The organism is Sporomusa rhizae (assembly GCF_041428845.1).
Classification (GTDB): domain Bacteria; phylum Bacillota; class Negativicutes; order Sporomusales; family Sporomusaceae; genus Sporomusa; species Sporomusa rhizae.
In genome coordinates, this window is sequence record NZ_CP156925.1 from 4,706,330 (window position 1) to 4,731,562 (window position 25,233).

Below are 25,233 nucleotides of genomic sequence, written 5' to 3' on the forward strand. Positions count from 1 at the left end.
GACTATCCCCAATTAAAAAATTTATAAACTCCTATTTTTTTTGTGCCTTAATGATATCGGCAATACCGGTTTCCTTTATAATCTTGGTCAATTTTACATTATTTTCTGCCCAACAATCACTGAACTCATTAGGGCCCAAGTATTCAACTGACATTCCAATATCAAGCATGCTTTGTTTAAACTCAGGGTCGTTAATCATTTCTTTAAGACCAGCAGTGAGTTTTGCCCGTTCTTCTGCCGGAATGCCTTTGGGCCCAACTACTCCAATCCAGAAATTAAAGGCAACGTTAATTCCCTGTTCTTTTAAAGTCGGCACATTTTCAAAACCAGGAATAGTCAAGCGGTTTTCCTCGGCAACCCCAAGTATTTTAACTTTCCCGCTTTTTACATGTTCTTTCAAAGAAGACGGAGTACCTGGAATGAACTGCACATGTCCACCAAGCAAAGCAGTAAGAGCTTCCGAGTCACCTTTAAAGGGAACCTGGACAACTTTAATACCTGCTTCCTTGGCAAACATTTCACCTACAACATGTGCTGTTGTTCCTAATCCTGCATGTCCAAACTTAATTTCTCCAGGACGATTTTTTGCATAATCAACCAAATCATTTATGTTATTCCACGGCTTATCAGCAAGCACTGCTACTACCGAGGGCGAGCTTACTACCTGAACTAAAGGCTCCATAGCGGTAGGATAATGATATCTCGTTTCCCCATAAAGAGGTTGCAGTATAACATTCGCCCCAATAGCTCCAATCGTATAGCCGTCCGGTTTTGCTCCAGCTATTTCATTCATACCAAGCGTCCCCGCACCGCCGGTCACATTAGTAATCACTAAGGGCTGGCCAAGATATTTTTTGGAAGACTTTTCTAACGCCCGTGCCATTAAATCTGCACTTCCTCCGGCGGCAAAAGGTACAATCACAGTAATAGGTTTAGTAGGATATTTAGCAGAAGTTACACTTCCCGTTGACATGCTACACCCCCCTAATATAATGGCTATACACGAGCAGCTTACCAGAAGACTAAGAAGCTTTTTCCTGTAGCCCATTTAACAACCTCCCACCTCAGATTTATATTTTTTAGCCTGTTTCCAGGTCATGAGCCTATTAGCAAATTGGTAAATTAGCAAAGCTACCCCTAACCAGAGGATCGTTCCCGATATTGGCCGCGAGAAAAAGAACCAGATACTGCCGTCACCAATGATTAACCCCTGCGCCAGGCCACTTTCTAGGGTTGGCCCAAGAATCAGCCCCAGTGCCAGTGGTGCTGGTTCATAGCCTGTCTGCTTCATAAAAAAGCCGAGTATTCCGAAAATAACCAACAACATCACATCAAACACGCTATTATTGATGGAATAGGCCCCGGTTATGGTTATCATTAAAACAACCGGCATAAGAATATTGATTGGCGTTTTTAGCAAGTAGGTAAATATACCAACAAGTGGCAGATTAATAATAAGCAACATGACATTCCCGATATACATGCTAGCGATAAGTCCCCAAAACAGATCGGGATTTTGAGAAATCAGCATAGGCCCGGGCACAACGCCATGAAGCAAAAATCCGCTTAACATTACAGCCGCACTGGCAGAAAAGGGCAAGCCTAAAGATAGTAGCGGAATCATAGTTGCCGAAGCCGCCGCATTATTGGCTGACTCGGGTCCTGCCACTCCCTCAATTGCTCCATTGCCAAACTCTTCCGGCCATTTACTATGCTTTTTTTCCACCGCATAAGAAACAAAGGTCGACATGGTAGCCGACGGCCCTGGAATCAACCCAATCAAAAAACCAATTAGCCCACCGCGGAAAATAGGAGTTACCGAACGCCGCCACTCTTCCTTATTGGGGTAGAGCTCTCTGAACTTAAAGGGCAGCACCTTCCTTTTTTCCTGCGTTTGTACCATGGTGTCAAGTATTTCGCCTACACCAAATACGCCCATTGCCATGATTGCAAATTCAATCCCGCGTTGTAATGTATCAATGCCAAAAGCAAACCGGCTAATACCTGTCAAGCTGTCCAATCCAATAGTACCAAGCATAATTCCTAACGCGACCATAAAACCTGACTTCAGCATGGATTTACCAGTCAATCGCATAAGGATTAGCAGCCCTATGGCCGCTATCGCAAAATACTCCGGTGGTCCGAACTTCAAAGCAAGCTCAGCCATAACGGGTGCAAAGAAAGTCAAACCCAACAGTCCCAAAGTGCCCGCAATTAACGAGCCAATAGCCGCAATGGCCAGGGCAGCGCCTGCTCTGCCTTTTTTGGCCATTGCATAACCATCTATACAAGTCACCAGAGAAGCGGATTCGCCTGGAACATTTAAAAGTATTGATGTCGTAGAGCCGCCAAACATAGAACCGTAATAAATCCCGGCAAACATAATAATCGAAGAGGTAGCGTCCATTACCAGACTTACAGGCAGTAATAAAGTAATTGCCCCTAACGGTCCTATCCCCGGTAAAACACCCACCAAGGTTCCGATTAGGACACCGCAGGTACAAGCCAGCAGATTTACCGGCTGAATACTAACGTAGAACCCCTCAATCAGCATACTCAAAATGTCCATTTAAATTCACTCCAACTACGGCAAATTACATCCTAATAGAACCGCAAAGATAAAGTAGAAACTCCCCGCAACCCCCGCGGAAAGCAAACAAGGTTTAACCCAGCCTGGCATTTCAGTGACTTTTAGCAAGTAAAACAAAATAACAAATGTAGTTGCGGTGTAGCCAATGTAAACAAATAAAGCTACATAACACAGCAAACCAAAAACCACAACCGTTAACTTTCTCCAATTAACCTGGCTGGCAGCTTTAATTTGCTGCTTAAGCATTAGTCTACCAATAATGATAGCCGCTAAAAAAATAGCGATACTACCCGAAATTACCGGTAAAAAACCAGCCTTAGGCGCATTCATCCTGCCGAAAGATAAATCACAAGCAGCCCATACATAACCAATACTAACAAGCAAGAAGACAAAGGATAAGGTTTTTTCTGCCATTTTAACACCTCATTAATTGGTTTGCGGCATCGCAGCGGCGGCAAACTTAATCAAAAAGCTAGTCCCTTTGCCAGGCTCACTCTCTACTGTAATTGTGGCATTATGGCGCTGAACAATGCGGTAGCAAACCGCCAGCCCCAGACCGACACCGTTTTCCTTGGTTGTAAAAAATGGCGTTCCCAGTTTTTCTTTATCCTCAGGGGAAATGCCCACCCCTTGATCGGCTACAGATAACAATACTTTGCCTTGCTTATAAGCGGTACTTATAGTGATTTCCCCTCCATCCGGCATAGCCTCTATCCCATTCCTGACTAAATTTAATATAAGTTGACGCATGCTGTTGTGATCCACACAAACAGGCGGAATTTCGTTTAAATCCAGTTTTATATGGCAGTTATAGCGCAAAGCATCTGCGTCTAATAACGGAATAACTTCACAAATCATTGCATTTAAATCGGAATCTTTAAAGTGCATCGCCTTATTTTTTGCCAATGACAAAAACTCGGTTATTATGCTGTTGGCCCGGTCAATTTCGCTAATCATAAGGTCCAACTGTGATTTATATTCGGAAAAATTCGGTTTACTCCCCATATATTGCAAAAAGCCCCGCACCGTTGTCATTGGATTACGGACTTCATGGCCAATGCTGGCAGCCATCTCGCCAATAATATTTAGCCTGTCCAACCTAGCCATTCGATCCGTTTGCTCACTTAAATACTGCAAAACCGGTGTCAATTCCGGGATTTTACTCTCGAACCCTTTGCTCTGCCCCGCTACTGTAGCTTCAGCAAACAAGGCAAGATCTTTCTTTAGCCTAATAAATATCTCCTGAAAAAGCATGATGGCAATGAGCAGTGCAATAATGCCTCCTAACAGCAGCTTTTGCGTATTAGCCCAAAAAATTTCTTGCCTGACTCTATCTAAATTAATACAGGCAAACGTATAACCGACAACCTCATTATTGAACGTTAGCGGTTTGACAAAATACATGATTTGCGCACCATACCAAACAACTGAGTTACTTTTTTCCCCGGAACAGGATGCATCCCCAATATCACACCAAGTTGTCTCTACACTTAACATAGGCTTTTCTAGCTCCGGTCCAATCGCAACTATCCGCTTATGTTTACTGGAGTAAACACCGTATTTAACCACAGAGGAGGGCATAAAAATATTATTTAAGATTGGCTGAACTTTGTTATTAATAGCAAGCACTTGCTCTTCCAAGCTAATTGGGCCAGCTACCGATTCTTCATTTATTATTAGGAACTCGGGTGGGATAACTGTCTGGAGATAAGCAGTAAACCGATCCATATTGCGGCTAAGTACCGCAATTCTTGCTTGATAGGATATCCATTGATTATGCATTGTAAAAAAAATCATAAAAATAGAGATTATACATATTGCCTTGATATTTAATCTCGTGGTCAGATTGAATTGTCTCATGCTTTCCTCATCAGTCTTTCTTGGTAAAATATTAAGCGACTTACTTATACAATATTTTGTATATATTGATAAAATTGGCAAATATTTCTTTTGTTTCTATTCTCTATATCACAATAAATTCCTTCTATTTTGCAGTATAATGGAAAATATTGTTTTAAATAGAAAGCTCCACCAGTTAACTGGTGGAGCTTTGAGTGCCTTGCCGTTTATATTTTTATGCCTTTTTATCAACTACATAAACCTTTACATTTTTAATGCCAAAGTCATACGCCTTATCAACCGAATTCACAGCGACATCAATCCGGTTACCTTTGATTGCTCCGCCGGTATCTTCGGCAACGGCATACTGCCCTGTACCATCCGGATATTCAATATAAACCTTCGAACCCAGCGGAATAATATTAGGATCTACAGCAATAATTCCCGGTCTTACGGTTGTACCCATATACGTTTTATCGCCCCATTGATCATTATCGTGAGGACCAGGGGCATAAGCAGTGGCTTTAATATTTAAAACTTCCTGGAAATTTTCCGGAGCATTGGGTGAAGCCTTATCTGTTGCCGGCTTGGCTTGCACTTGTTTATTCGGTGTTTTTTCAGCGCCAGCCTGATCGGCAGCTTTTTCTGCAGTCTTATCACCATCGCCAGCCTTATCCGCAGTTTTATCAGCGGCAGTTTTATCAGCGGCCTTTTTTTCTGCAGCTTTATCGGCAGCCTTTTCTGCGGCTTTATCGGCGGCCTGCTCTGCGGCTTTATTGGCGGCCTGTTCTGCGGCTTTATTGGCGGCCTGTTCCGCGGCTTGCTTTTCAGCCGCCTTGGCTTGAATTCTGATGGCCTTCTTTAACGGAACTTTGCTTTCTGTCTGTAAGTTAAACTGCCCTTTCGCACTATTTACTGTTTGTTGAATACTCGCATCCGGCTGAACGCCGGCATCAGGAAGAGCCGAAGCGTGAGCGGTTGCGGGCAACCCTGGGAGGAATGCGGACGAAACAAAGGCAACACCGGCAACTGCCGCTGCCGCCGCCATGCGTTTAATTTTTCGTTTAAGCGATTTGGTATGCCTGCGGTGCGACTTGTGTTTCACTATCAATTCGCCTCCTTCCAAAACTATTATTTATAGTTTTGGCCAAACAGCAGTTTCAATCCAAAGTATTTTTTTACAAACAGGGTAACGAAAAAATTTGCAGCTACAAAAGCAGCAATTTTCCAAGTTCTTCAACTGTTGCTGCTGAATAAACAGGCTTAGCCTGCATAAGCTCCTCCTGCGTACCATAACCATAAGTTACCCCAATAGATGCAATACCGTTCTTTTGAGCGCCAATGATATCATGTTTTCTGTCGCCAACCATTATCACTCTGTCATAAGCAATGCCGGTCAATTCCTGCAAGGCAAAGGCAATGACCTCATCTTTATGAATCCGGGAACCGTCAAGATTACTGCCGACAATGGCCTTAAAAAACTGTGTCAACCCAAAATGCTCGATAATCTGTTCGGAAAATACCGTTGGTTTGGAGGTAGCCACAATTAGCTCTTTCCCGGTGCTTTTTAATTCGGCAAGCAGTTCTTTAATCCCAGGATAAACGGCATTCTCATACATCCCGGTTTTGGCAAAGTATTCCCGGTAATAGCGCACTGCCGCTTGCGCTTGCTCTTGATTTAACGAATAAAATTCCTGAAAGGATTCCACCAGCGGCGGACCGATAAAAGGGATAAGTTTATCTAAATCAGATTCTTCAATACCAAATTTAACTAATGCATACTGTACCGATTTAGTTATCCCAATTTTTGGATCAGTCAGTGTTCCGTCTAAATCAAATAAAATTACGTTATACTTCATACCATCGGCTCCTTATATTTATTGACAACCCCCTGAAAAACTTCTACAATTATATCTAAATAAATACTAACCGTATAATTTTGGGAATATGGCCCAGAAGTCTCTACCGGCAACCGTAAATTGCCTGTCTACGTTAATACCCGTAGGAATTAAGCCTATCGGGAAGTTTCGCTCTCATCTAGCAAGCGGAGTTTCCAACTGAGGCTTTTTTGTATTTTCTGGCCACTCCCCTTAAAACAGGAGGATATAATGGATTTATTAAAACAAAGAATTCAGACCGATGGCCTGATTCTAAATGATTCTTTACTTAAAGTCGACTCTTTCCTGAACCAGCAAATTGACCCGGAACTTATGATGAAAATCGGGGAAGAGTTTGCCAACCGGTTCAGCAATGAAAAAATAACTAAAATCTTAACTATTGAATCATCAGGTATCGCTGTGTCGGTAATGACCGGACTCATTCTTAAAGTTCCCGTAGTTTTCGCCCGCAAGAAAAAGCCCACCACAACCACCGACGACGTATATACCACAAAGGTCTATTCGTATACCAAAGGCGAAAGTAATATAATTACTATATCCAAAAAGTTTTTGTCCCCGGAAGACCATGTCCTTATCATTGATGACTTCCTGGCCAACGGCGAAGCCGCCGCCGGATTAACCAAAATTGTTGAGCAAGCCAACGCCAAAGTTGTAGGCATCGGAATTGTCATTGAAAAGTCCTTCCAGCCAGGAGCTCGCAAATTAACCGAGGCAGGTTACCGGGTTGAATCACTGGCCCGGATAAAAGCTTTTTCCAACGGCAAAGTGCAATTCCTATAACAGGATTGCATTCAGAAGTGAGCTACAAGCAGACACTTACCGGTATACGGATCTTCCCTCCTGATTGGAGGCTTAAGGCAAGAAAAACCTGTTTTAGCATACATGGGATTATCCCAAGTATATACTATAACTACAAACGGTTCGGGGCCATGAGACTGCCGTATCCGCTTCAGACGGTCCTGCAGCATCCGGGTATTAACACCGCGTCGTCGCCATTCAGGCAACACAGTTGCCCAGGATAGTTCGTAAACCGCAAAAGCGCACATTGACGGCGCCCAGGCAGCTACCCCGATAATACGCCCATCTACTACAGCTGTTATAAATTTAGCTCGAATATACCCGGAGATATCACCATTTAAAAAAGCAGTCATTTCTGCTTTAACGTACAGCAAACTGGTATCATCCCAGCCGCCTAGCCGAAAAACTTCGATCGCTTCTTCCAGCTTATCCTTTGTTAATTCTTGCATTTCGATTTCTTGCATATATTACCGCCCCAATCCTAACAAAACTTTGTAACGAATAATCAGAGCCATAGTTCTCCTGTTTGAGAATTATGGCTCTGATTATTCGTTATGCGGTAAGTATTTTCCTGCTTGTCCGATAAATAGTACCATCAACAAAAATAAGGCGGTATGCTTACCAGGCAAGACCGCCTCATTTTTTATCCTATTGCAATTGCAAATTATGTGGCTGATTATACGTCGATTTTTCGATCGACTCTTGTCTTTGCGGCTGTCTGTGACTGCCGGCATAACGAATACCGGCAAACTCAGCCAGATCATTTTCTACAGCCACCAGGTCACTGCGATCCAAATCTTTCAGCGCCTGTTTGCCGACCGCCTGTGCGGCAAGCTGCATTTCTACCGTGCACGATTTCAGGAAATTGGCCAGATGGTTTGCGGCAATATCTACATCTAATTTGTCAGTCATTTTACCGGTATACAGGGCTAACTGACTGGGCGGCGCTTGTGGCAGAGTTTTTAGCGCCTGTACATGCATTGCCGCCATCAAGGCGATGGTGCCAATATATACAGCGTCAGCCCCTAGCGCCATAGCCTTAAGGAAATGTCCGGGCGTTGTCATGCCGCCGGTAACAATAACACTGAACCGATCTCTTAGGTTATTATCTTGGAGCCAGTCAATGGTTCTAATAAGCGTATGGAAGGTTGGCAAGCCAACGCTATCCTGCAGGGTAGGGTTCGCGGCTGCCGTACCGCCTTCAGAGCCATCGACAACTATGTAATCTGCTTTGGTTTGGGCAATTACCGCCAATTCATACTCGATATAATCAGTTCCGGCAATTTTTACTCCTACCGGCACATCGTACTGTTCTTTCATAGAATTAACCATTTTTATATAATCCTGCGGCGTCTGTTTGCCAGGCATCCGGGCATAAATTGTATTTCCCTGTCCTTCCTCCAAATGCCAGGCCTGACGCAGATGGCGGCCAATCATCGTTGCAGGCATGGGTTCATCAACTGCCCCACCCCAGGCTCCCTGCCCTAATTGAATCTCGATGGCATCCAGCCGGCTGAGTTGTTCCTGACCACTTAGCTGACCGCCCCGGTGGTATTGACCTATCAGATACTTGGCGGCATCGCGTTCCTCATTAGTAACGGCAGACTCGCCGGTATTGGTAGAGGTGCCGACCATGGCTGCGCCTTTGGCCAGCGCCATTTTGATAAGTAAACTCAACGATCCGCCATAGGACATACCTGTAATCATGATTGGTATATCTAACTGCAGCGGTTTTTTGGCTGTAGGCCCAATGATGGTTTTAGTATCGACCTGGGTATAGTCAGGGTTTGGCAATTGAAATAACTGCCTGGGGTTAAGTAAAATCTTATCCCAGGGAGACAATACTATCGGACTTCCCAAAGGTCTTGTCAATTCCTTGCCCACTTCGGCCCGCATAGCCGCCTCGAACATAGCACGGGGCGACAATTTTTCCATAACCGTTACCATTAGGAACGGATTATCCGGGTAGTCTTCGGTAAACATCTTAGCCATAGCCTCATCAGCCATGGGATCGAGCATCTTCATCATCATCCAGCTCAAAAGCATGGATATCACCTCCATATTCTACCCGATAGTTTACCCAAGCCGCTAATAACTATTGCATCAAATAATGCTGGGGCAATAGTTATCTTTTTTAAGATTTCTATTGTTAGTCCATGTAATAATGCTATAATGAATGTGATACATTGACATTTAGATTTATGAGGAGTGCGAGGTTACCTATGAACGAAAAAAACCTGGACCGCCTTGAGACATTAATGGAACAGCTAGTTCGTACTGTCGGTAATATCGGCGCCGATATTGAAGAAGTCAAAAATGAAATTATTGAAATCAAATCTACTATGGCCACCAAAACTGAATTAGCCGATACCAGGACTGAACTACGAGATGGTTTTGCGGCTCTTGATGCCAAGATCGAAAAGTACGGTCAAGTGCAACAGCAGGATATTTACCATTTATTGAAACTGTCCAACCAAAAACTTGAAACTATTTGTGAAGATATAAAATCCGTGGCGGAAATTGCCGGTGAACATGAGAAGAGGATTCGTACCCTGTCGCGCAGGCCAGTTTAAATTAGCTAAAGCACTACGTGCCAAAAGGCAGGCAGGGATATCAGGAATCATTTGTAACCTTACTTATTAAAGATCTTCTTGCGTAATCCGCTTCCATTGTGATAACACTGTTCTAAAAAACAAATAAAAAAAAATGGCCTAAGTGGCCATTTTTTTTATTTGTTTTTTAGTTTTTATAACGCTTTTTAATAGCCATTATGACCGGAACGCTAATAGCCATTGCAATAATAGCTTCAGGAACTCCGTTTACCAGAGCTATGCCATAGATAACTTTGGTTGCCGCACTAACGTCAATACCTCTTGTTTGCGCGAACTGAACGGCATATAACAGATAGATCATTGTCAGTACGCCAAGGGTATTAGTAAGCGAACCGACAATGGCTCCTACGCCAATGCGCACACCTTCATTCTTACTCCAAGTCCATTTATAAGCATAATAGGCGGTAATGCCAATCAGTACCCGTGGCAATACCGAGACAAGCGGATTTATAAAAGCAAAAGAAAGAATATTTGGGGTGGTTAAACTCTGGATAATGCTAAATATCCCGAAAAGCAGACCAATCATGGCGCCAACCAGCGGTCCTTCTAAAATAGCGCCAATAATAACCGGAATTTGCATAATGGTGGCTTTCGCTGTCGGCAGTGGAATAAATCCAAATCCCGATAAGCCTAACATTATGGAAATAGCTGACAGCATACCGATGATGGCAATTTGCCGTACTCCGAATTTACCCGCTGAACGTAAAGATTCCGTCTTTTCCATTTTTTATTACCTCCGTTCTTATTCCCCTTTGGGATATAAGTCGTTTATTAAGGAGCTTTACAGATACCGTCAGTCCGGTTTCTAAGAATACCAGCTGTCATGACGGCTTCTTTCACTCCGCTAACATATTATCATATCTTAGGGTAAATTGGTATAATTTTTTTTGAAAGTTTACTTTTAATATTTCTCAGGTATTAATAGGCAAATTAGCCCAACAAACTGATTGTAAACAGGCAGTATCATCAGCGAGGATAGCACATTAAACAGTGTATGGATAATAGCCACCTGCGTGCTAAAATCTACGCTAAACCAACCGGCAGCAATTACCAGCAGTTTTGTTAGCGGAAAAAAGATGGCGACACCAAGCACGTTCAGCAGAATGTGCGATAAGGCAACCTGTCTGGCGGCTCTTGGTGCCGCTGCGCTGAAAACAACAGAAGATACACAAGAACCAATGTTATTTCCATATACTACATAGGCAGCTGTCATAATATCGACATATCCCAAATCGGCCAACAGCATAAGTAACGCAGTGGCTGCACTGCTTGATTGAAAAATAATAGTGGCAACAATTCCGCCCCAAATGCCATACAGCGGCTGCTCTTTCGCTTGGACCAAGTACGCCGCCATCTCCTGGAACTGAGACATACTGGAGATACCCTGAACGAGCAACTCAACTCCGGCCAGCATACTCAAAAGTCCGGCGGCAGCTAATCCCAGATACCGGAATTTCTTTACCATGGTCGACAATAGAACAAAAGCAATGAGCGGCAATATGCACTCTAAAGGAACAGCGACAGTGACCAACTGTACTGTGGAGCAAGTGCCGATATTTGCCCCCAATATAATTCCCAGGGCCTGACGGAAAGACAGGTAGTCGGCGCTGACGATACCGATTGTAATCAAACATACCGTTGTACTGCTCTGAAATAATGCGGCCGCTACTGCACCCAACAGCAGGCCGCGCCACGGTGTCTTAGTCAAATTGACAAGCACCTTATGCAATTTATACCATAAGGCTTTTTTCAAGCCATAACGCATGATAAAAATGCCGCCAAGCAGCATACCTAACCCTACAAAAAATTCGACCATACCTTTTCCCCTCCAACATAATTTATCTCTACTACCATATGTTTGAGAGACCGTAGGTATGGCACATTTTTTACGGGTTATTTACTATGCATCATATCTTCAGAAACACTGGATAACTCTGTAGCCATGGATGCAAACCCTTGGCTGGCTTTCGCCATTTCCTGAATAGACTGTTCCTGGATTTGCACAGTTTTATCAATACTTACTACCTTTTGATTCATTTGCACGATAGACTCTTGGATTTGGTGTAAGGACGCATTGATGTTTTTAACTGACTCGGCGCTTACGGCAGCCAGCTTCCTAACTTCTTCAGCCACAACACTGAACCCTCTGCCAGCTTCACCGACACGGGCAGATTCTATAGCGGCATTCAATCCCAGCAGATTGGTCTGGTTGGACACGTTTCTAATAAAAGCAACAATTTCGTCAGTATGCTTAATGGTAGCAGCCAGGTCGCCACTCAGTTCTCCAAGTTCGCTGCAAATATTCGCCAACTCTTGTGCACCTGCCGCGATTTCCTCCATACTGGCACTAAATTCCTCAGACGAAGCCGCAAGTTCACTGGAAATAGACCGGATTTTCTCCTGATTGACAATAGCTTGGGTTGTAATAACACAGCCAATGGTAGCTGCCCTCTCTTTTATGGGATGCGCGCACGCAATATAAGGAATCCCAAAAGCCGATTGCTCCTTGGTTATCAAACGAATAACCTTACTGCCTGTTTTAATACATTGCTCACTGACCTGCCCTTGCATAGGCTGGCCTGCTTTAACTCCGAGGTCGAAAGACTTACCAGGCACATACGCAGTATAAAGTCCGTCTTTAATTACCGATACCCCTACATCCTCAATAATAAAATCATTAATGTAAGGGGCTAATTCAGTAAATAACCGCAAGATTTCTTCTCCGGAATGCCGTTGCATAGTGTCGCCTCACTTATATATTTTTTAATGCCATTGTTTTGCACTAATTAGTATGTAAGTTAGTTAATATTGGCTTGAAATCAAAGCTACTATCAATATTCTAATAAAGACCTGAATTACTTTGATAAATTCTATGCATAGCAGCATTTTCCTGCATTATGTTACATATTGCATTAATTTTCTCAATATTGTGTTTTATTTGTGCAAATGAAACGGAATAGTAGTAACTATTACATTCTTATTAAGAATTAGTAACGTTCTGAGAATAAATCCGGTTTGATTATGCAGCAGACGATGCCACCATTTCCTGGTCTCAAACTCCGGAATCACTACGGTAATAAAATCGTCCGGTTCTTTTTTACGCTCCAACCGTTCCACATAATTAACAAGCGGACCTATAACCAACCGATAAGGGGAATAAATGGTTACTAATTCAACATCAGGATTCCATTGCTGCCATTTTTCTTGAACTTTTTGGGCGGCAGTTAAATAAAAAAGAAAATGGCCGGTATGGAGAAATTGAGCATAGTTTATGCCTAATTTCTCCATACCGGCCTGCGCAGCATCCATAATACTACCTATGCTTTACCCGCCAGTATTTCCTATTTTGTTCTGCCTACCGCACAAAAACGGCCGCAGCCTAGATTTTTGATATAAACAGTACTACCGTCCTCATTTTTCACGGCCATGCAGTCGCCTACCAGTTCCGGCACCGTTACTTTTAGCAGCTCCGCAATTTTAGTAACAAGACTATTTCCCGGCTTCCAACGATCGGCTTCATAGTGTTCAATTGCCACAATCGACACACCTAACGATTCTGCCATTTCTTCCTGAGTCATGCCGCAGCGTTCACGTAATGACCGCAGCTTCTCACCAATCATTCTGATCCCCTCTTATTCATCAATAATAAAAATAATAATATCACATCAAGACAGTCGAAACTGCCCTAACTACGCCTAATCAAGGCAAAATAATAGACCGGTACAAAAATACCAGGCATAAGAAAAACCTCTTTGCCTCATACCTTCGTACCGGCCTACCCAACACCAAGCTTTTGCCTCGTGCCCTGTCCACCAGCCCGTTGGTCATGTTTCCGCTCGTATCTGAAGGCTGGTATCCAAACACTTTTTAGTGTTATACGCCACTCTTCTCCAGACATCTAAGTTTTTTCTCTAAGTTGTTTTCCAATATATATATTTCGACTCGTTCGCCGGTTTTTGTACTTATATCACTGTGACTACTAATGACCTTACACTCGGTAAGCCTTGCGACCAGCTCCTCAGCTTGGTTACTAAAAGTTTCCCTGAGTATCTGGCGCATTTCCTTTACTACCTGCCGCCCCTTATCGGTTTTGGCTAAATGAGTCTCCTCGACAGTGAGCACTCCTTTAAACCGTACGAGGACCATATCTTCAATAATATATGTCCGGGTTTCGACAGGTCCGCGCCCAACCTGGCTGCGCTGCAATTTAATAAAAGAATCACTTATAGCCGCTTCCAATACGGCTTTTTTTGGGGCCATTACTTTATCGTACCTCCAACTGTCCGGATTCCTTCTTGTAGAAGTCCGGAAAAACAAAAAGAAGACCCTAAAAGGTCTAGCGACCCCTTGCTTTAGCCTACGAAGTTAGCTGACGGGTAGGATGGCAAGAGATAAGACATCCCTTCTGCATTAACAGAATTAACCCCAAAAAGTGGTTCCTCCGCTTCCATACTGGAACTCGGCCTTATGCTGTTATAAATACTATACTCCCGGAACTGCTAAAAGAAAAGCTGCAATTAGAACAATAGCGGCTAACGGCAAATGGCTATCCTACAAATAAAGCAGGTATCACAGGAAATCATAGCTTACCTCATCGTTGCTACTTCTTTCTTCATTTTACCACGGCCAAATTGAGAATACCTTTAAATGGCGTTATTCCCATAATCTATTAATTACAATATTATAAAGAAAACACGACTTGCGCCGAGCCTTTGGCGAAAGCGGAAGTCGATGTTGCCCTTATCCAGGCGAAAGTTATATTTCTATCAGGACAAAAAAAGCCCTAGCTTATACTAGGGCTTTTTGGAGTCTCAATTTATTAGTAGAAAAATACAAAGTTAGCAATGATAATGCAGAGTAACGCACCAATCATCGGAATGGCCGTCCGTTTAACTACATCAAACGGGGAAACACCACCCATACTAGAAGCAACAACAATAACTGCGGTTATCGGCGAGATAGCCCGGGCGGCACTGGCCGCAAAGTGCATCGGCAGCAGCATTACAACAGGCGCAACCGACATTTTAGCTGCTACTGTCGGTGTCAGTGCGGCAAAAGCAAAGAACGGAGCATTGCCTGAACCCATGACAACCGAAGAAACAGCAATTATGCCGATCATAACCAGGATCATACCAGCGGCACCGAAGCCGGAAGTTTGCGCGGAAGCAATGATGGTATCAATTGTTCCAATAGTAGTAAGACCTTTGGCAAAAGTTTCACCAGCTACAATCAGGGTGATAACATTAGCCATTTGCATTCCCAGACCATCAAAGAAGGATTGGATGTCATTGAGAACTTTTTTACCATCTCTGTGACGGATATATTCAAAGACCATACCAACCGCAACACCAATAAACATGGCTTTAATAATATCCATCTTAATCCAGGTAATCCACAGGCTGCTGAAAATCAATATTAAAGCCAGCGGCACCGCGGGAAGAATTGCGTAAATCATCGGAGGAACGGTTTCATCTGAATCGGAAGCAGCTAATTCGCTAGCTTGAACAACATGTCCATCGCGTTTATCCATCCACTTTTGTACGGCAAAATGAAGTACGGCTACGACAGGAATTACAACTGCGGCAATAGGAATTTGGTAGTTAGTCCAGTAAAGTACGGGGTCAATACCCGCAGTGTTGGCCGAAAGGATTGTACCGGTATCGCTTGGGCTCCAGTCAAGACAAAGAGTTGTGGCGATAACTGCGGTAGCAGACAGGCGGCTTACGCCAAGGCTGATAAGTACCGGGAATACGGTAACCATAAGCAGCATGGCCAACCCGGAAGCACTATTAATGCACAAACCTAAAAACATACCCAAGACCCAAGTGCCAGCCATTACCAAATAGGGCGAACGGAAAGCCAACAGCGGCTTAATGGTCAGTTTTACCAGAGACTTACTTGCGCCAATATGATCCATATAGCGGGCAAAACCGCCTACGGCCATGATGTTAAGGCCAAGACCGGCCGCCCGTGAACTCATGGTTTGTTTTATAAATTCAAAAGCATCGACAAATACTGAGCCAGTGCTGGACTTAGCCGGCAAAATCTCACCAAGACCAAGCGCTACTGCAGCAAACATTAGGATTAGTCCAGCCATGAATAAAACAGGTTGCGGTTTGTATTTTTTTACAATAAGATACCCTACCCAAAACGTAACAATTAATGAAAGAACAATACCCACAAAACTTACCTCCTATTTTATTTTATACACCTTCTTAGTACCGGCTTCTTCCAGTTTTGTTAGTCCCCTCCTCTCAGCAGATTTCCTGCCAGCCTTTTACGTCGGTAATTCCTAATCCCGGAGCGTCGGGAATAATAAGCTGGTTTTTGCTAAAGCTTACGCCGCCCACAACAGGATCTTCAGCTAATAACACGGCGGCATCCAAATCAGCCCTGGTAATAATCTTTTTACTGGCCGCAATGCTGGCGGCGGCTGTAATTCCAACTTTGCTTTCCAGCATACAGCCCATCATACATTCAACACCCATTGTTTCAGCAAAATGAGCAATTTTGATTGCGTTGTGCAAACCGCCTGCTTTCATCAATTTAATATTGATTAGGTCACAAGCTTCCATTGCCAGCAGTTGAAATACTTCATATGTACCAAAAGCGGCTTCATCTGCCATAATATCTGTCTGTACATTATCGGTGACATATTTGAGCCCTTTGAAATCGTGGGCTTTTACCGGCTGCTCAATCAATTCAATGTCGAGCCCCATATCCTCAAACTTTCGGATAGTTCTGACAGCTTCTTTAGGTTTCCAGCCCTGATTGGCATCGAGGCGGATTTTGACATCATAACCGACAGCTTCGCGAATGGCTTGCACCCGCTTAATGTCCAGCGCCGCATCTGTACCTACTTTGAGCTTGAGCGCCTTATAGCCTTCGGCAACAGCTTCCAGCGAATCCCGAACCATTTCTTCCGGCGCATTGACACTAATCGTCAAATCTGTCTCCATAGCATTACGGTACCCGCCAAACAATTTGTAGAGCGGAATGCCATGCAGTTTGCCAAACAAATCATAAACAGCAATATCCAGCGCTGCTTTGGCTGAGCTGTTATGCAGCATTGAGGTGTCAATTGCACTCATAATCTCTTCCAGATTGTCAACATCCATGCCAATCAACTTTGGGCCAATGGTATCGCGAATGGCGGCAATAATGGAGTCTTGGCTATCCCCAGTAATAACTGCCGTGGGCGGAGCATTACCGAAACCAATCTCGCCGGTATCGGCAATAACCTTGATGATAATGTCTTCTGCCGAATTAACCTGCCGGAGAGCAGTCTTAAACGGTTTTTTTAGCGGTATACTGACTTTGCCAATCTTAATTGCTGCAATTTTCACAGGCAATCTCCTCCTTATGTTCGATATCTTGCAAGGTATTCCTTTTATGACATAAAAAATTCCAGCAGAACAATAGTCTTCAGCGGGAAGACTTTGTTGCTGGATTTTATTTATGCCGTATACTTGCGTAAAACTAAGCAAGCCCACGATAAACAAAGCAGCCTTATATGTAATTACTCGTTCAGATCAACAGGTAAGCCATTAGTTATTCGGGAAAACTTTTTCTGGGCGTCTTTATACGCTACCAAAATTGCTTTCTGCGACGAACCGAAATAACGGTTTTCCACCTGCTGTCTAATAGCGTCAAAATCGTCCCGCAGGTTTCTTCCATTAAATATACTACAGATAAAATCTGCAGTTACGGGTATCGTTGCAGAGCAGCCGCAATTTACAATTCTTCCGGTTTCCCGTTCCACAACAAAACCAATAAAAAACTGTCCATATTGGTGAGTAATCGGATTATGCTGTTGTGATTTAGCATTGCCTACAATATAGATAGTATTTTCAGCAAACATTGTATCCCCACACTAGACATATTTAAAATGAGTTGGTGCTTTGTTATTATAATGTATTCGCGCAAGAATGGGAAATTCCTTTAACTATCGAGATTTTCCTGTTAGGAAATATTACGAAGATGCGCCTTGTAGCAAGCCTCGGATCAAGTTTACAGAAATATTGCGCAAATCTAAATAAAAATCATATTTTCCTATATCGAAAAAAATTATGTTTACCAGCACCGACAATCATTCTCCCAGGAATGGACATTGACGATATAACAAAACTGCAGCTTAAACCGATTTTAGCCGTCAGACTAAGACAATATTTTCCGCAGCTTGTTTTTTAATAAAGTCGCACTTATGTTAAGGTAGATAAAGCGTGGACCCGCTTACGGATTCACGCTTTTTCTGCCTATCTATTATAGCAGCTCGCGCCTGAGTTCATCGGCCGATTTAGGCGACAGCCAGGCGAAAGGAATGTCGAAAACGGTACAGGCCCCGGTAAAGCCATGCTTAGCCAGGCGGAAAGTGGCCCGGGCGTAAGCGGCAAGTACACTGGCAGTGAACTCAGGATTACTGTCAAGCTTGAGGCCAAACTCAAAGATATGATTCACGCCAGGACTGGTTTGTCCGGCGCGGAAAACAAAGCCGCCATGTGGAATACCGGAATGTTTGGCCTTAAATTCTTCTTCTGAAACAAAAGTAACATGGGTCTCATAACCGACAAAGTAATGCGGCATTGTTTTGATAGCGGTTTCGATGGCGGCAAGATCTGCACCGGATTCTGCTACTACATAGCAGTCACGAATATGCACTTCATTAGAGTTGATCGCCGGATTTTTCCCTAAGCGAACAGCTTCAACAGCTTCTTGTTTAGGAATAGTATACTGCTTCGCGTTCTTAACCCCGGCAATACGGCGAATAGCATCCGAGTGCCCTTGGCTTACACCTTTTCCCCAAAAAGTATAATCCGTTCCTTGCGGCATAACAGCACCGGCTAATAAGCGATTGAGCGAAAACAAACCAGGATCCCAGCCAACTGAAATAGCCGCCGCTTTCCCGGCTGCCTTAGCACTCTTATCCATAGCAGCAAAATACTCAGGAATTTTAGCATGGGTATCAAAACTGTCAACTGTATGGAATAAAGCCGAAATTTGCGGCCCTTGTTCAGCAAGATCGGTAGCTGAGCCGCCGCACAACAGCATAACATCAATTTTATCGCGGTATTTTCCAACTTGGCTTATCGGCACAGCCGGTACACCACTCAGGGTACCGCTAAGGGAGCGACGGGAAAAAACGGCCACCAGTTCCATGTCATGATTTTTTCCTACCGCCAGTTCCGCCCCTTTTCCTAAATTGCCGTAACCAACGATGCCAATTCGTATTTTCTGATTCATACATTTCCTCCTGATTATCTATCTTCATGTTTTCCTAACAAAAACAAACGTTCTCAATAAAACGCCATACATGTTAAGAAATGATATTTTTCGACGCAAATAGGCAAATTACCTGCTATTTATCATTAAAAAATTAACTTACCATAGTCTATTCTCCTGCCCAGCTATTATCCCAGCAGGAAAACAGATCTTTAAAGAGAATTTTTAATTGTGATAGTAAGTAATCAATAAGAAAGAGAGTTGTTATGAGACTAATATCCTGGAACGTAAACGGTCTTAGAGCCTGCCTGGCTAAAGGCTTTGAAGATTTCTTTCAGAGTATGGCAGCAGATATTTTCTGTGTGCAGGAAACTAAAATGCAGCAAAGCCAATCCGAGTTAACCCTTGACGGGTATTATCAATACTGGAATGATGCCGTAAAAAAAGGCTACTCCGGCACTGCTATTTTCACCCGGATTAAACCTTTAACCGTTACCTATGGTATGAACATGGAAGAGCATGATCAGGAAGGGCGTATAATTACACTGGAATTTGAACAATTTTATCTAGTTAATGTTTATACCCCCAATTCCCAACGCGGTCTTATGCGCCTGGAGTACCGCAGTAAATGGGAAAATGATTTTAGAGATTATTTAACTAAACTTGATGCCATAAAACCAATTATCCTCTGCGGCGACCTCAACGTAGCCCATCAGGAAATTGATATTAAGAACCCGAAATCCAACCGGAATAATGCCGGTTTTACCGATGAAGAGCGTGGTAAAATGACCACCCTCCTCGAGGCCGGCTTTACCGATAGCTTCCGTTTATTATATCCGGATAAAACAGACGCCTATACTTGGTGGTCGTACATGATGAACGCCAGAGCGCGTAATATCGGTTGGCGCATTGACTATTTTATCATTTCCAACAGATTAACCGATTTTGTCACAGACGCCGTCATTCATGCTGACATTATGGGCAGCGATCATTGTCCTGTCGGCTTGGAAATATTTTAATTACTTAATTATACATTCATTACCCTAGACTACTGTCAAGTAAGTCTGGGGTATTTTTCTTGGTATTCGTAAACGAGTGTGATGCTTTTTCTTGCTTTTAGACAAACTAGCAATACATCTATTCATTATGTAAACTTTTAACCTATACATCTTGACAATAGTATAATGTTCGCCTATACTATCTACGTACTCAATAGACATTTTAACGAGGTGTTTATATGAAAGATATGTCGGAACTATTTTGGCAGGCTTCACTTGAGGAAATCAAACAAGGCTTCGTATTCGACAACAATACCGGCGAGTACATTTGTCTTCTTTGCGGCAAAGCATTTACCGACGGCCTGATATATTCTCAGGACAATCAACTGTATGAGGCCAGAAAATATATAGAAGTTCATATCCTCCGGCAGCATGGCTCAACTTTCCATTACTTGCTTGATCTTGATAAAAAACTGACCGGGCTGACCGACCATCAAAAGACAATTCTTGAACTCTTCTATGATGGACACAGCGACAATGAAGTGGCCAAAGCACTCGATACCGGCAGTACTTCTACCATCCGTAACCATCGCTTCAGCCTGCGTGAAAAGCAAAAGCAGGCTAAGATATTTTTAGCAATCATGGAGCTGCTTGGCGCAAGAGTTCCCAAAAAGAACGCTTTTATCAACGTCCCCCGTAATTCTAAGAATATTGATGACAGGTTTGCGATTACGGAACAGGAAAATGAAAAGATATTAGCTGCCGCTTTTCCGCAGGAGCTGCATGGGCAGTTAGCCACCTATCCGCTAAAGGAAAAAAAGCGGGTAGCAATTTTGCGCCATATCGTAAAAAATTTCGATTCGGCTAAAGCCTATACCGAGAAAGAAGTAAATGCTATCTTAAAAGAACTCTATGAAGACTATGTGCTATTACGCCGGCAGTTAATCGAATACGGCTTTATGGATCGTACTCAGGACGGCAGTTCCTATTGGATTAAATTATAAGGAGGCTTGAAAATCTTGGATAAAAGAAGAGAATTAAAGATGGTATATAAGGAAACCCCTCGCCCTATGGGTGTCTATCAGATAAAAAACTGTACTAACGGTAAAATTCTCGTCGGCAGCAGCATGAACGTGCCTGCCAAATGTAATAGTGACAAGTTTCAATTAAACTATAAAGTTCATCGAAATGCTGCCTTACAGGCAGACTGGAATAAAAACAGTCCCGAAGACTTCAGCTTCGAGGTTCTGGAAACTATTAAAGCAGAAGAAATACCACAGGAAGATTGGCGGGCAGCGGTAAAAAAATTAGAAGAAAAATGGTTAAATACACTTCAGCCTTACGGCGAAAAAGGCTACAATAAATCCTAGGAGCCAATCGTTTAAGCCGCCAAGCCTTGCCGGCTTAAAGCAAAGCACTTGGGAGGGGTTAAGTTTATGAAAAATATTGCTATACTTGCAACAGGAGGCACCATTGCCGGTGCCTCCCATATTCCTACCGATACTGTCAGCTACCATTCAGGGGTAGTACCAATTGAAGACATCTTAAAAGAAATCGGATCATTAAAAAACATCGCCAATATTATTTGTGAACAAGTTACCCAAATTGACAGCGCCGATATGAGTCATGCTATCTGGCTGTCACTAGCGAAAAGGATTAATACCTTGTTAGCACAGCCGGATATTGATGGGATTGTGGTAACTCACGGCACAGATACTTTGGAAGAAACAGCTTACTTCTTAAATTTAGTAATAAAGAGCGAAAAGCCCGTTGTACTGGTCGGGGCTATGCGTCCTTCGACAGCCATTAGTCCTGACGGCCCAATGAATTTATACAATGCGATCATACTCGCTGCATATCCTGGTACCCAGGGAAAAGGTGTGCTTGTCACATTAAACGATACGATTAACTGCAGCCGGGATGTAACCAAAACTAATACAGCTCTGCAAGATACCTTTAAAGCCCCGGAACTTGGTTATTTAGGTTACATCATTGATGGCCATCCTCATTTTTACCGTATGCCGACACGCAAGCACACTCATATGACTGAGTTTACTATTGACGGTCTCATTGAATTACCTCCGGTTGAGGTACTCTACGGTCATGTGAATGATACCGGATTCCTTGCTCAGGCTGCCGTAACTGCTGGAGCTAAAGGAATTGTTTATGCCGGACTTGGCAATGGTAACATGTCACAAACTATGCAAACTGTTTTTCAACAAATAGCCCAACAAGGTGTTATTATTGTTCGCGGCAGCCGGGTTGGCAGCGGTGTGGTTACCCGCAACGGCGCCATTGATGACGATGCAAATAACTTCGTAGTCACGGATACACTCAGCCCGCAAAAAGCCAGGATTCTCCTGATGCTGGCACTTACCAAAACGAAAAACCCCAAGGAAATCCAAGAGATGTTTTGGAACTACTAATACTACTACCAAATGAATTTTTTCCCCGGGGGTCTGAGGTTTGAACGCGCTATGTTACTACCTCGACTTACCCGGGGAATTATCTTTTCTGCCCCCTTCTTCTGGCTGAATTTTCATTTATTTTCTCGACATAAAAAGAGATAGCAGTTATACTGATGGTATAAATTGTAACAGGCCGAGAAGGGAGGAGCTCACGATGTTTCGAATTCCATCTGTCGCATATGATAAATTTTTTAAGATCTATCAGCCCAAACGGATCATTAATTCCATCACAGCACCCGAACTTAACTTTTCGACCAGCGCTCTTGAAACAGTACCCGTTTTATCTAATCTGTCCATCCGCTCGCTGAAAGCCCAGCAAGAGCTTTACCGTAAACAAGTAGTAGACTTTAATGCAAAGGCTAAAGAATTAAATACGGCTGCAAATCAGCTGACTGCCAATAACTTTTTTGATCAAAAGAGTGTAACTTCCGCCAACTCGGCACTTACAGGCTATGCTAAACCTACTGCTAAGACCACACAGTATTATGTTAATGTAACCCAAGTAGCGACGGCGCAAACCAACGACAGTACCACTGTAGTCAGTTCGGCATCGGATGCTTTGTCATCAGGCATATATGCACTAGGCTTCACCTTTGGTACTGGTACAAAAAAAACAGTGACAGTTAGCCTAAGCAAAACTGACAACAATACAGGAATCCTCGGCAGATTTGCCAAGGCAATTAACGAGGCGCAAATTGGTGTTAAGGCAGAAGTAAAAACTTCCGGCAGCCAATCTTATCTAAGTTTAGATTCGGAACAAACCGGACAGGCTAATCCGTTTTCTATACATGATATTGTTGGCAATGCGGCACAGACATTAAACATTAATAATAAGGTTGCGAATGCACAGGATGCTCTTTATGCTGTTAACGGCAAGAATATGACGAGTGATCAGAATAAAATTACCTTAAATGATGGAAATGTAATACTTGACATCCATACCGTATCTAACGGTTCTACCAAGATAAGTGTAGGAATGGATACCGATAAAATGAGTAAGGGTATCGATATGTTTGTCGACACTTACAATAAATTCAGCGACCAATTGGCTGATGCAAGCAATGTAACCCGGCGCAGCAAAAAAACGTTAGCAGGTATAGATGCCATACTAACGGGAATTAGAGAAAAAGATTTTCGCGAGATCGGCCTAACATTGAATAAAAGTGATAATCATTTAACTATTGATGACGAAAAACTAAACAAAGCATTACAGCAAAATACTGATACAGTGGCAACACTGCTTAGTGGCAAGACCGGGTTGGGAACAATGGCAAAAGCCATTTCTACAAATGCGCTGTCTAATCCGGTCAGCCTGTATTTAAGGGAGCCAAATCTGCTTGATTCGATTAACTACGGCTGGCTCCGCAGCGGTACCAGTTTCTTATATAATGGCTTCAATTCCACAAATTATGGTTTGTTTGTTGATCAGATGATTTAGCGACTGGAATGCTTGAATCAAATTAACCACCTACAGAATCAATCTTTAATTAAAGCAGCCATCTCCCTGAAGGAAATGGCTGTTTTTTCGTAAATTCAAACCGTTTAAATTACACCTTCAAACCGGAGCATAACCTCGGCAACCATAGTAGCAAACAGGAAAGTACCTGTGTATACGGCCAGAGCTACAATAACAATACGCCAGGACATCTTTTTGAAAGCGTCTAAATCTTTGCCTACCGCTAAACCGGCATAAGCCAGAATCGGTGTACAAAGTGCCATAAAATCAACTTTGTTAGTGTAGGCGGTAATGGTAGTGGCAAATGGCGAAAATGGAGACGTTACTGCCAATGCAATTATCGATATCCAAAACACCATTGGCAGCTTGATAGGGATTATCTTGCTAAACCCGGCACCAACCAGAGTGATGACAAGCATAATTGCGTAGCCAATGATAGCATCCATTACAGGCATTTTGTAACCAATGGTGTTACCGGCTACTGCCATAACTCCCATTAGGACAAAGGCAATAAACATGTCACGAATTTTCATTATGCGCCTACCTCCTTCGAGTCATCTTTGCGACCGAGGATCGGTTTAAGCAGACTATAAAGTTTCTCGGTAAGCGGTAATGAGACAAACAAAGCGAAGTAGATACCGATAATTGTCGTCAACAGGTTTGAAGCACCGGCATACAACAAAATTTCGTTAGCCTGATCCGGAAATACCGATTTGATGGCTCCCGATGCGGCTGCCATCATACTGCCTGATCCAACACCGGCGCCCATGGCCAACGCATACGGATGAAAGATTTTTAAAGCTGCCAGATATCCGGCTAACAGACCAAGCCATACCGCGCCAAATAAGGTACCGCAAATGTAAATAGACATAACGCCGCGGCCTTCTGGTGAACTTAAGCCATATTTCTCACTGATAATAGCAATATTCGGTTCCCTGTCGATAGAAAAAGTGGCACCAATGGATTCCCGGCCTAAGCCAAGAGCTATAGCAATCGGCAAACCCAGAACCACTGTTCCCAAGAAATGACCTAATTCCTGTAAAGATAATGCCAGTCCGGATTGAGCCACTTTTGCAATTTGCGGGCCAATTACCGTTCCAAGTTTAGTAACAAGCATCAGGGCAGTAATCCCAAGCATAGTCGAAGCTAAATTCATTTCCTCAAGCTTAATTAACTTTAAGCGAGGCACGCTTATAACCCCGCCAATTAGCATAGCATAAAGCATTGGCAGAAAAAGCAACACTCCTGGTCCTAACGGCACTTTTTTTGTACCGATCCACTCACAAATCATTACAATTACGAGAGCTAAAGCGTGTATTTTCCAGCTTTTTAAGATTGCCAAAACAACTTCCTCC

General features: G+C 43.1%; 26 protein-coding genes, 1 pseudogene and 2 riboswitches. Of the genes and pseudogenes, 7 read left to right on the forward strand and 20 right to left on the reverse strand.

Annotation, left to right across the window (positions count from 1 at the left end; genetic code table 11):
* Nucleotides 1-31: 31 nt before the first annotated feature.
* From SRRS_RS22010 to SRRS_RS22035, 6 genes are all read right to left on the reverse strand, one after another.
* Nucleotides 32-973: a tripartite tricarboxylate transporter substrate binding protein gene (locus SRRS_RS22010; protein WP_371363543.1), complete on the reverse strand. Its 942-nt coding sequence runs from the start codon at nucleotides 971-973 to the stop codon at nucleotides 32-34.
* A 75-nt stretch (nucleotides 974-1,048) separates the two neighbouring features.
* On the reverse strand, nucleotides 1,049-2,569 hold the full coding sequence (locus SRRS_RS22015) for a tripartite tricarboxylate transporter permease (protein ID WP_371363544.1): 1,521 nt from the start codon (nucleotides 2,567-2,569) through the stop codon (nucleotides 1,049-1,051).
* Nucleotides 2,570-2,584: 15 nt separating this feature from the next.
* On the reverse strand, nucleotides 2,585-3,004 hold the full coding sequence (locus SRRS_RS22020) for a tripartite tricarboxylate transporter TctB family protein (protein WP_371363545.1): 420 nt from the start codon (nucleotides 3,002-3,004) through the stop codon (nucleotides 2,585-2,587).
* A 12-nt stretch (nucleotides 3,005-3,016) separates the two neighbouring features.
* Nucleotides 3,017-4,450, reverse strand: coding sequence for an ATP-binding protein (locus tag SRRS_RS22025; RefSeq protein ID WP_371363547.1), 1,434 nt, complete (start codon nucleotides 4,448-4,450; stop codon nucleotides 3,017-3,019).
* Between the two features lie 214 nt (nucleotides 4,451-4,664).
* A complete protein-coding gene (locus SRRS_RS22030) occupies nucleotides 4,665-5,534 on the reverse strand; it encodes a 3D domain-containing protein (RefSeq protein ID WP_371363548.1) in 870 nt (289 codons plus the stop codon).
* Nucleotides 5,535-5,637: 103 nt separating this feature from the next.
* On the reverse strand, nucleotides 5,638-6,288 hold the full coding sequence (locus tag SRRS_RS22035; RefSeq protein WP_371363549.1) for an HAD family hydrolase: 651 nt from the start codon (nucleotides 6,286-6,288) through the stop codon (nucleotides 5,638-5,640).
* 50 nt (nucleotides 6,289-6,338) lie between these two features.
* Nucleotides 6,339-6,439: riboswitch (purine riboswitch) on the forward strand.
* 98 nt (nucleotides 6,440-6,537) lie between these two features.
* Between SRRS_RS22035 and SRRS_RS22040 the strand changes: the two genes are divergently transcribed.
* The gene (locus SRRS_RS22040) at nucleotides 6,538-7,107 is read left to right on the forward strand and encodes a xanthine phosphoribosyltransferase (protein ID WP_371363550.1); all 570 of its coding nucleotides are present in this window, start codon (nucleotides 6,538-6,540) and stop codon (nucleotides 7,105-7,107) included.
* 11 nt (nucleotides 7,108-7,118) lie between these two features.
* Here the strand turns inward: SRRS_RS22040 and SRRS_RS22045 are convergent, their stop codons facing one another.
* Nucleotides 7,119-7,589, reverse strand: a complete 471-nt coding sequence (locus SRRS_RS22045; protein WP_371363551.1) for a GNAT family N-acetyltransferase — start codon at nucleotides 7,587-7,589, stop codon at nucleotides 7,119-7,121.
* Nucleotides 7,590-7,773: 184 nt separating this feature from the next.
* On the reverse strand, nucleotides 7,774-9,171 hold the full coding sequence (locus SRRS_RS22050) for an FMN-binding glutamate synthase family protein (RefSeq protein WP_371363552.1): 1,398 nt from the start codon (nucleotides 9,169-9,171) through the stop codon (nucleotides 7,774-7,776).
* 176 nt (nucleotides 9,172-9,347) lie between these two features.
* On the opposite strand from SRRS_RS22050, the gene SRRS_RS22055 reads away from it, so the two are divergent.
* Complete coding sequence (locus SRRS_RS22055; protein WP_371363553.1) at nucleotides 9,348-9,698, forward strand: hypothetical protein; 351 nt, start codon at nucleotides 9,348-9,350, stop codon at nucleotides 9,696-9,698.
* A gap of 166 nt (nucleotides 9,699-9,864) precedes the next feature.
* Here SRRS_RS22055 and SRRS_RS22060 read toward each other — a convergent pair whose 3' ends face one another.
* From SRRS_RS22060 to SRRS_RS22105, 10 genes and pseudogenes are all read right to left on the reverse strand, one after another.
* Entirely contained in the window at nucleotides 9,865-10,461 is a 597-nt protein-coding gene (locus SRRS_RS22060; protein ID WP_371363554.1) for an ECF transporter S component, read from the reverse strand.
* A gap of 177 nt (nucleotides 10,462-10,638) precedes the next feature.
* A complete protein-coding gene (locus tag SRRS_RS22065) occupies nucleotides 10,639-11,553 on the reverse strand; it encodes a Na/Pi cotransporter family protein (protein WP_371363555.1) in 915 nt (304 codons plus the stop codon).
* Nucleotides 11,554-11,630: 77 nt separating this feature from the next.
* A complete protein-coding gene (locus SRRS_RS22070; protein WP_371363557.1) occupies nucleotides 11,631-12,476 on the reverse strand; it encodes a methyl-accepting chemotaxis protein in 846 nt (281 codons plus the stop codon).
* A 195-nt stretch (nucleotides 12,477-12,671) separates the two neighbouring features.
* Nucleotides 12,672-12,953, reverse strand: a pseudogene (locus SRRS_RS22075) (APC family permease); the annotation flags it as partial.
* A 125-nt stretch (nucleotides 12,954-13,078) separates the two neighbouring features.
* Complete coding sequence (locus tag SRRS_RS22080; protein ID WP_371363558.1) at nucleotides 13,079-13,357, reverse strand: helix-turn-helix domain-containing protein; 279 nt, start codon at nucleotides 13,355-13,357, stop codon at nucleotides 13,079-13,081.
* A 253-nt stretch (nucleotides 13,358-13,610) separates the two neighbouring features.
* On the reverse strand, nucleotides 13,611-13,997 hold the full coding sequence (locus SRRS_RS22085; RefSeq protein WP_371363559.1) for a DUF2294 domain-containing protein: 387 nt from the start codon (nucleotides 13,995-13,997) through the stop codon (nucleotides 13,611-13,613).
* Nucleotides 13,998-14,076: 79 nt separating this feature from the next.
* Nucleotides 14,077-14,212, reverse strand: a riboswitch (cyclic di-AMP (ydaO/yuaA leader).
* A gap of 344 nt (nucleotides 14,213-14,556) precedes the next feature.
* Entirely contained in the window at nucleotides 14,557-15,918 is a 1,362-nt protein-coding gene (dcuC, locus tag SRRS_RS22090; RefSeq protein ID WP_371363560.1) for a C4-dicarboxylate transporter DcuC, read from the reverse strand.
* Between the two features lie 73 nt (nucleotides 15,919-15,991).
* The gene (locus SRRS_RS22095; RefSeq protein WP_371363561.1) at nucleotides 15,992-17,083 is read right to left on the reverse strand and encodes a dipeptide epimerase; all 1,092 of its coding nucleotides are present in this window, start codon (nucleotides 17,081-17,083) and stop codon (nucleotides 15,992-15,994) included.
* Nucleotides 17,084-17,256: 173 nt separating this feature from the next.
* A complete protein-coding gene (locus SRRS_RS22100; RefSeq protein WP_371363562.1) occupies nucleotides 17,257-17,598 on the reverse strand; it encodes a DUF3870 domain-containing protein in 342 nt (113 codons plus the stop codon).
* Nucleotides 17,599-17,999: 401 nt separating this feature from the next.
* Nucleotides 18,000-18,977 carry a diaminopimelate dehydrogenase gene (locus SRRS_RS22105; RefSeq protein WP_371363563.1) on the reverse strand — a complete coding sequence of 326 codons (978 nt, stop codon included), beginning with the start codon at nucleotides 18,975-18,977 and terminating at the stop codon, nucleotides 18,000-18,002.
* 245 nt (nucleotides 18,978-19,222) lie between these two features.
* On the opposite strand from SRRS_RS22105, the gene SRRS_RS22110 reads away from it, so the two are divergent.
* The 5 genes from SRRS_RS22110 (at nucleotide 19,223) to fliD (ending at nucleotide 23,860) form a co-directional block, all read left to right on the forward strand.
* Nucleotides 19,223-19,975 (forward strand): exodeoxyribonuclease III, encoded by a 753-nt coding sequence (locus SRRS_RS22110; RefSeq protein ID WP_371363564.1) that lies wholly within the window; start codon nucleotides 19,223-19,225, stop codon nucleotides 19,973-19,975.
* A 218-nt stretch (nucleotides 19,976-20,193) separates the two neighbouring features.
* A complete protein-coding gene (locus SRRS_RS22115; RefSeq protein WP_371363565.1) occupies nucleotides 20,194-20,958 on the forward strand; it encodes a DUF2087 domain-containing protein in 765 nt (254 codons plus the stop codon).
* Nucleotides 20,959-20,973: 15 nt separating this feature from the next.
* Nucleotides 20,974-21,324: a GIY-YIG nuclease family protein gene (locus SRRS_RS22120; RefSeq protein ID WP_371363566.1), complete on the forward strand. Its 351-nt coding sequence runs from the start codon at nucleotides 20,974-20,976 to the stop codon at nucleotides 21,322-21,324.
* A 66-nt stretch (nucleotides 21,325-21,390) separates the two neighbouring features.
* Nucleotides 21,391-22,380, forward strand: coding sequence for a type II asparaginase (locus SRRS_RS22125; protein WP_371363567.1), 990 nt, complete (start codon nucleotides 21,391-21,393; stop codon nucleotides 22,378-22,380).
* A 196-nt stretch (nucleotides 22,381-22,576) separates the two neighbouring features.
* Nucleotides 22,577-23,860 carry a flagellar filament capping protein FliD gene (fliD, locus tag SRRS_RS22130; protein ID WP_371363568.1) on the forward strand — a complete coding sequence of 428 codons (1,284 nt, stop codon included), beginning with the start codon at nucleotides 22,577-22,579 and terminating at the stop codon, nucleotides 23,858-23,860.
* A gap of 104 nt (nucleotides 23,861-23,964) precedes the next feature.
* On the opposite strand, the gene SRRS_RS22135 is transcribed toward fliD, so the two are convergent.
* Together SRRS_RS22135 and SRRS_RS22140 are read right to left on the reverse strand one after the other, a co-directional pair.
* Complete coding sequence (locus tag SRRS_RS22135) at nucleotides 23,965-24,411, reverse strand: hypothetical protein (RefSeq protein ID WP_371363569.1); 447 nt, start codon at nucleotides 24,409-24,411, stop codon at nucleotides 23,965-23,967.
* Complete coding sequence (locus SRRS_RS22140; protein WP_371363570.1) at nucleotides 24,411-25,220, reverse strand: DUF3100 domain-containing protein; 810 nt, start codon at nucleotides 25,218-25,220, stop codon at nucleotides 24,411-24,413. Before SRRS_RS22140 ends, SRRS_RS22135 begins: the two co-directional genes overlap by 1 nt.
* Between the last annotated feature and the right edge of the window lie 13 nt (nucleotides 25,221-25,233).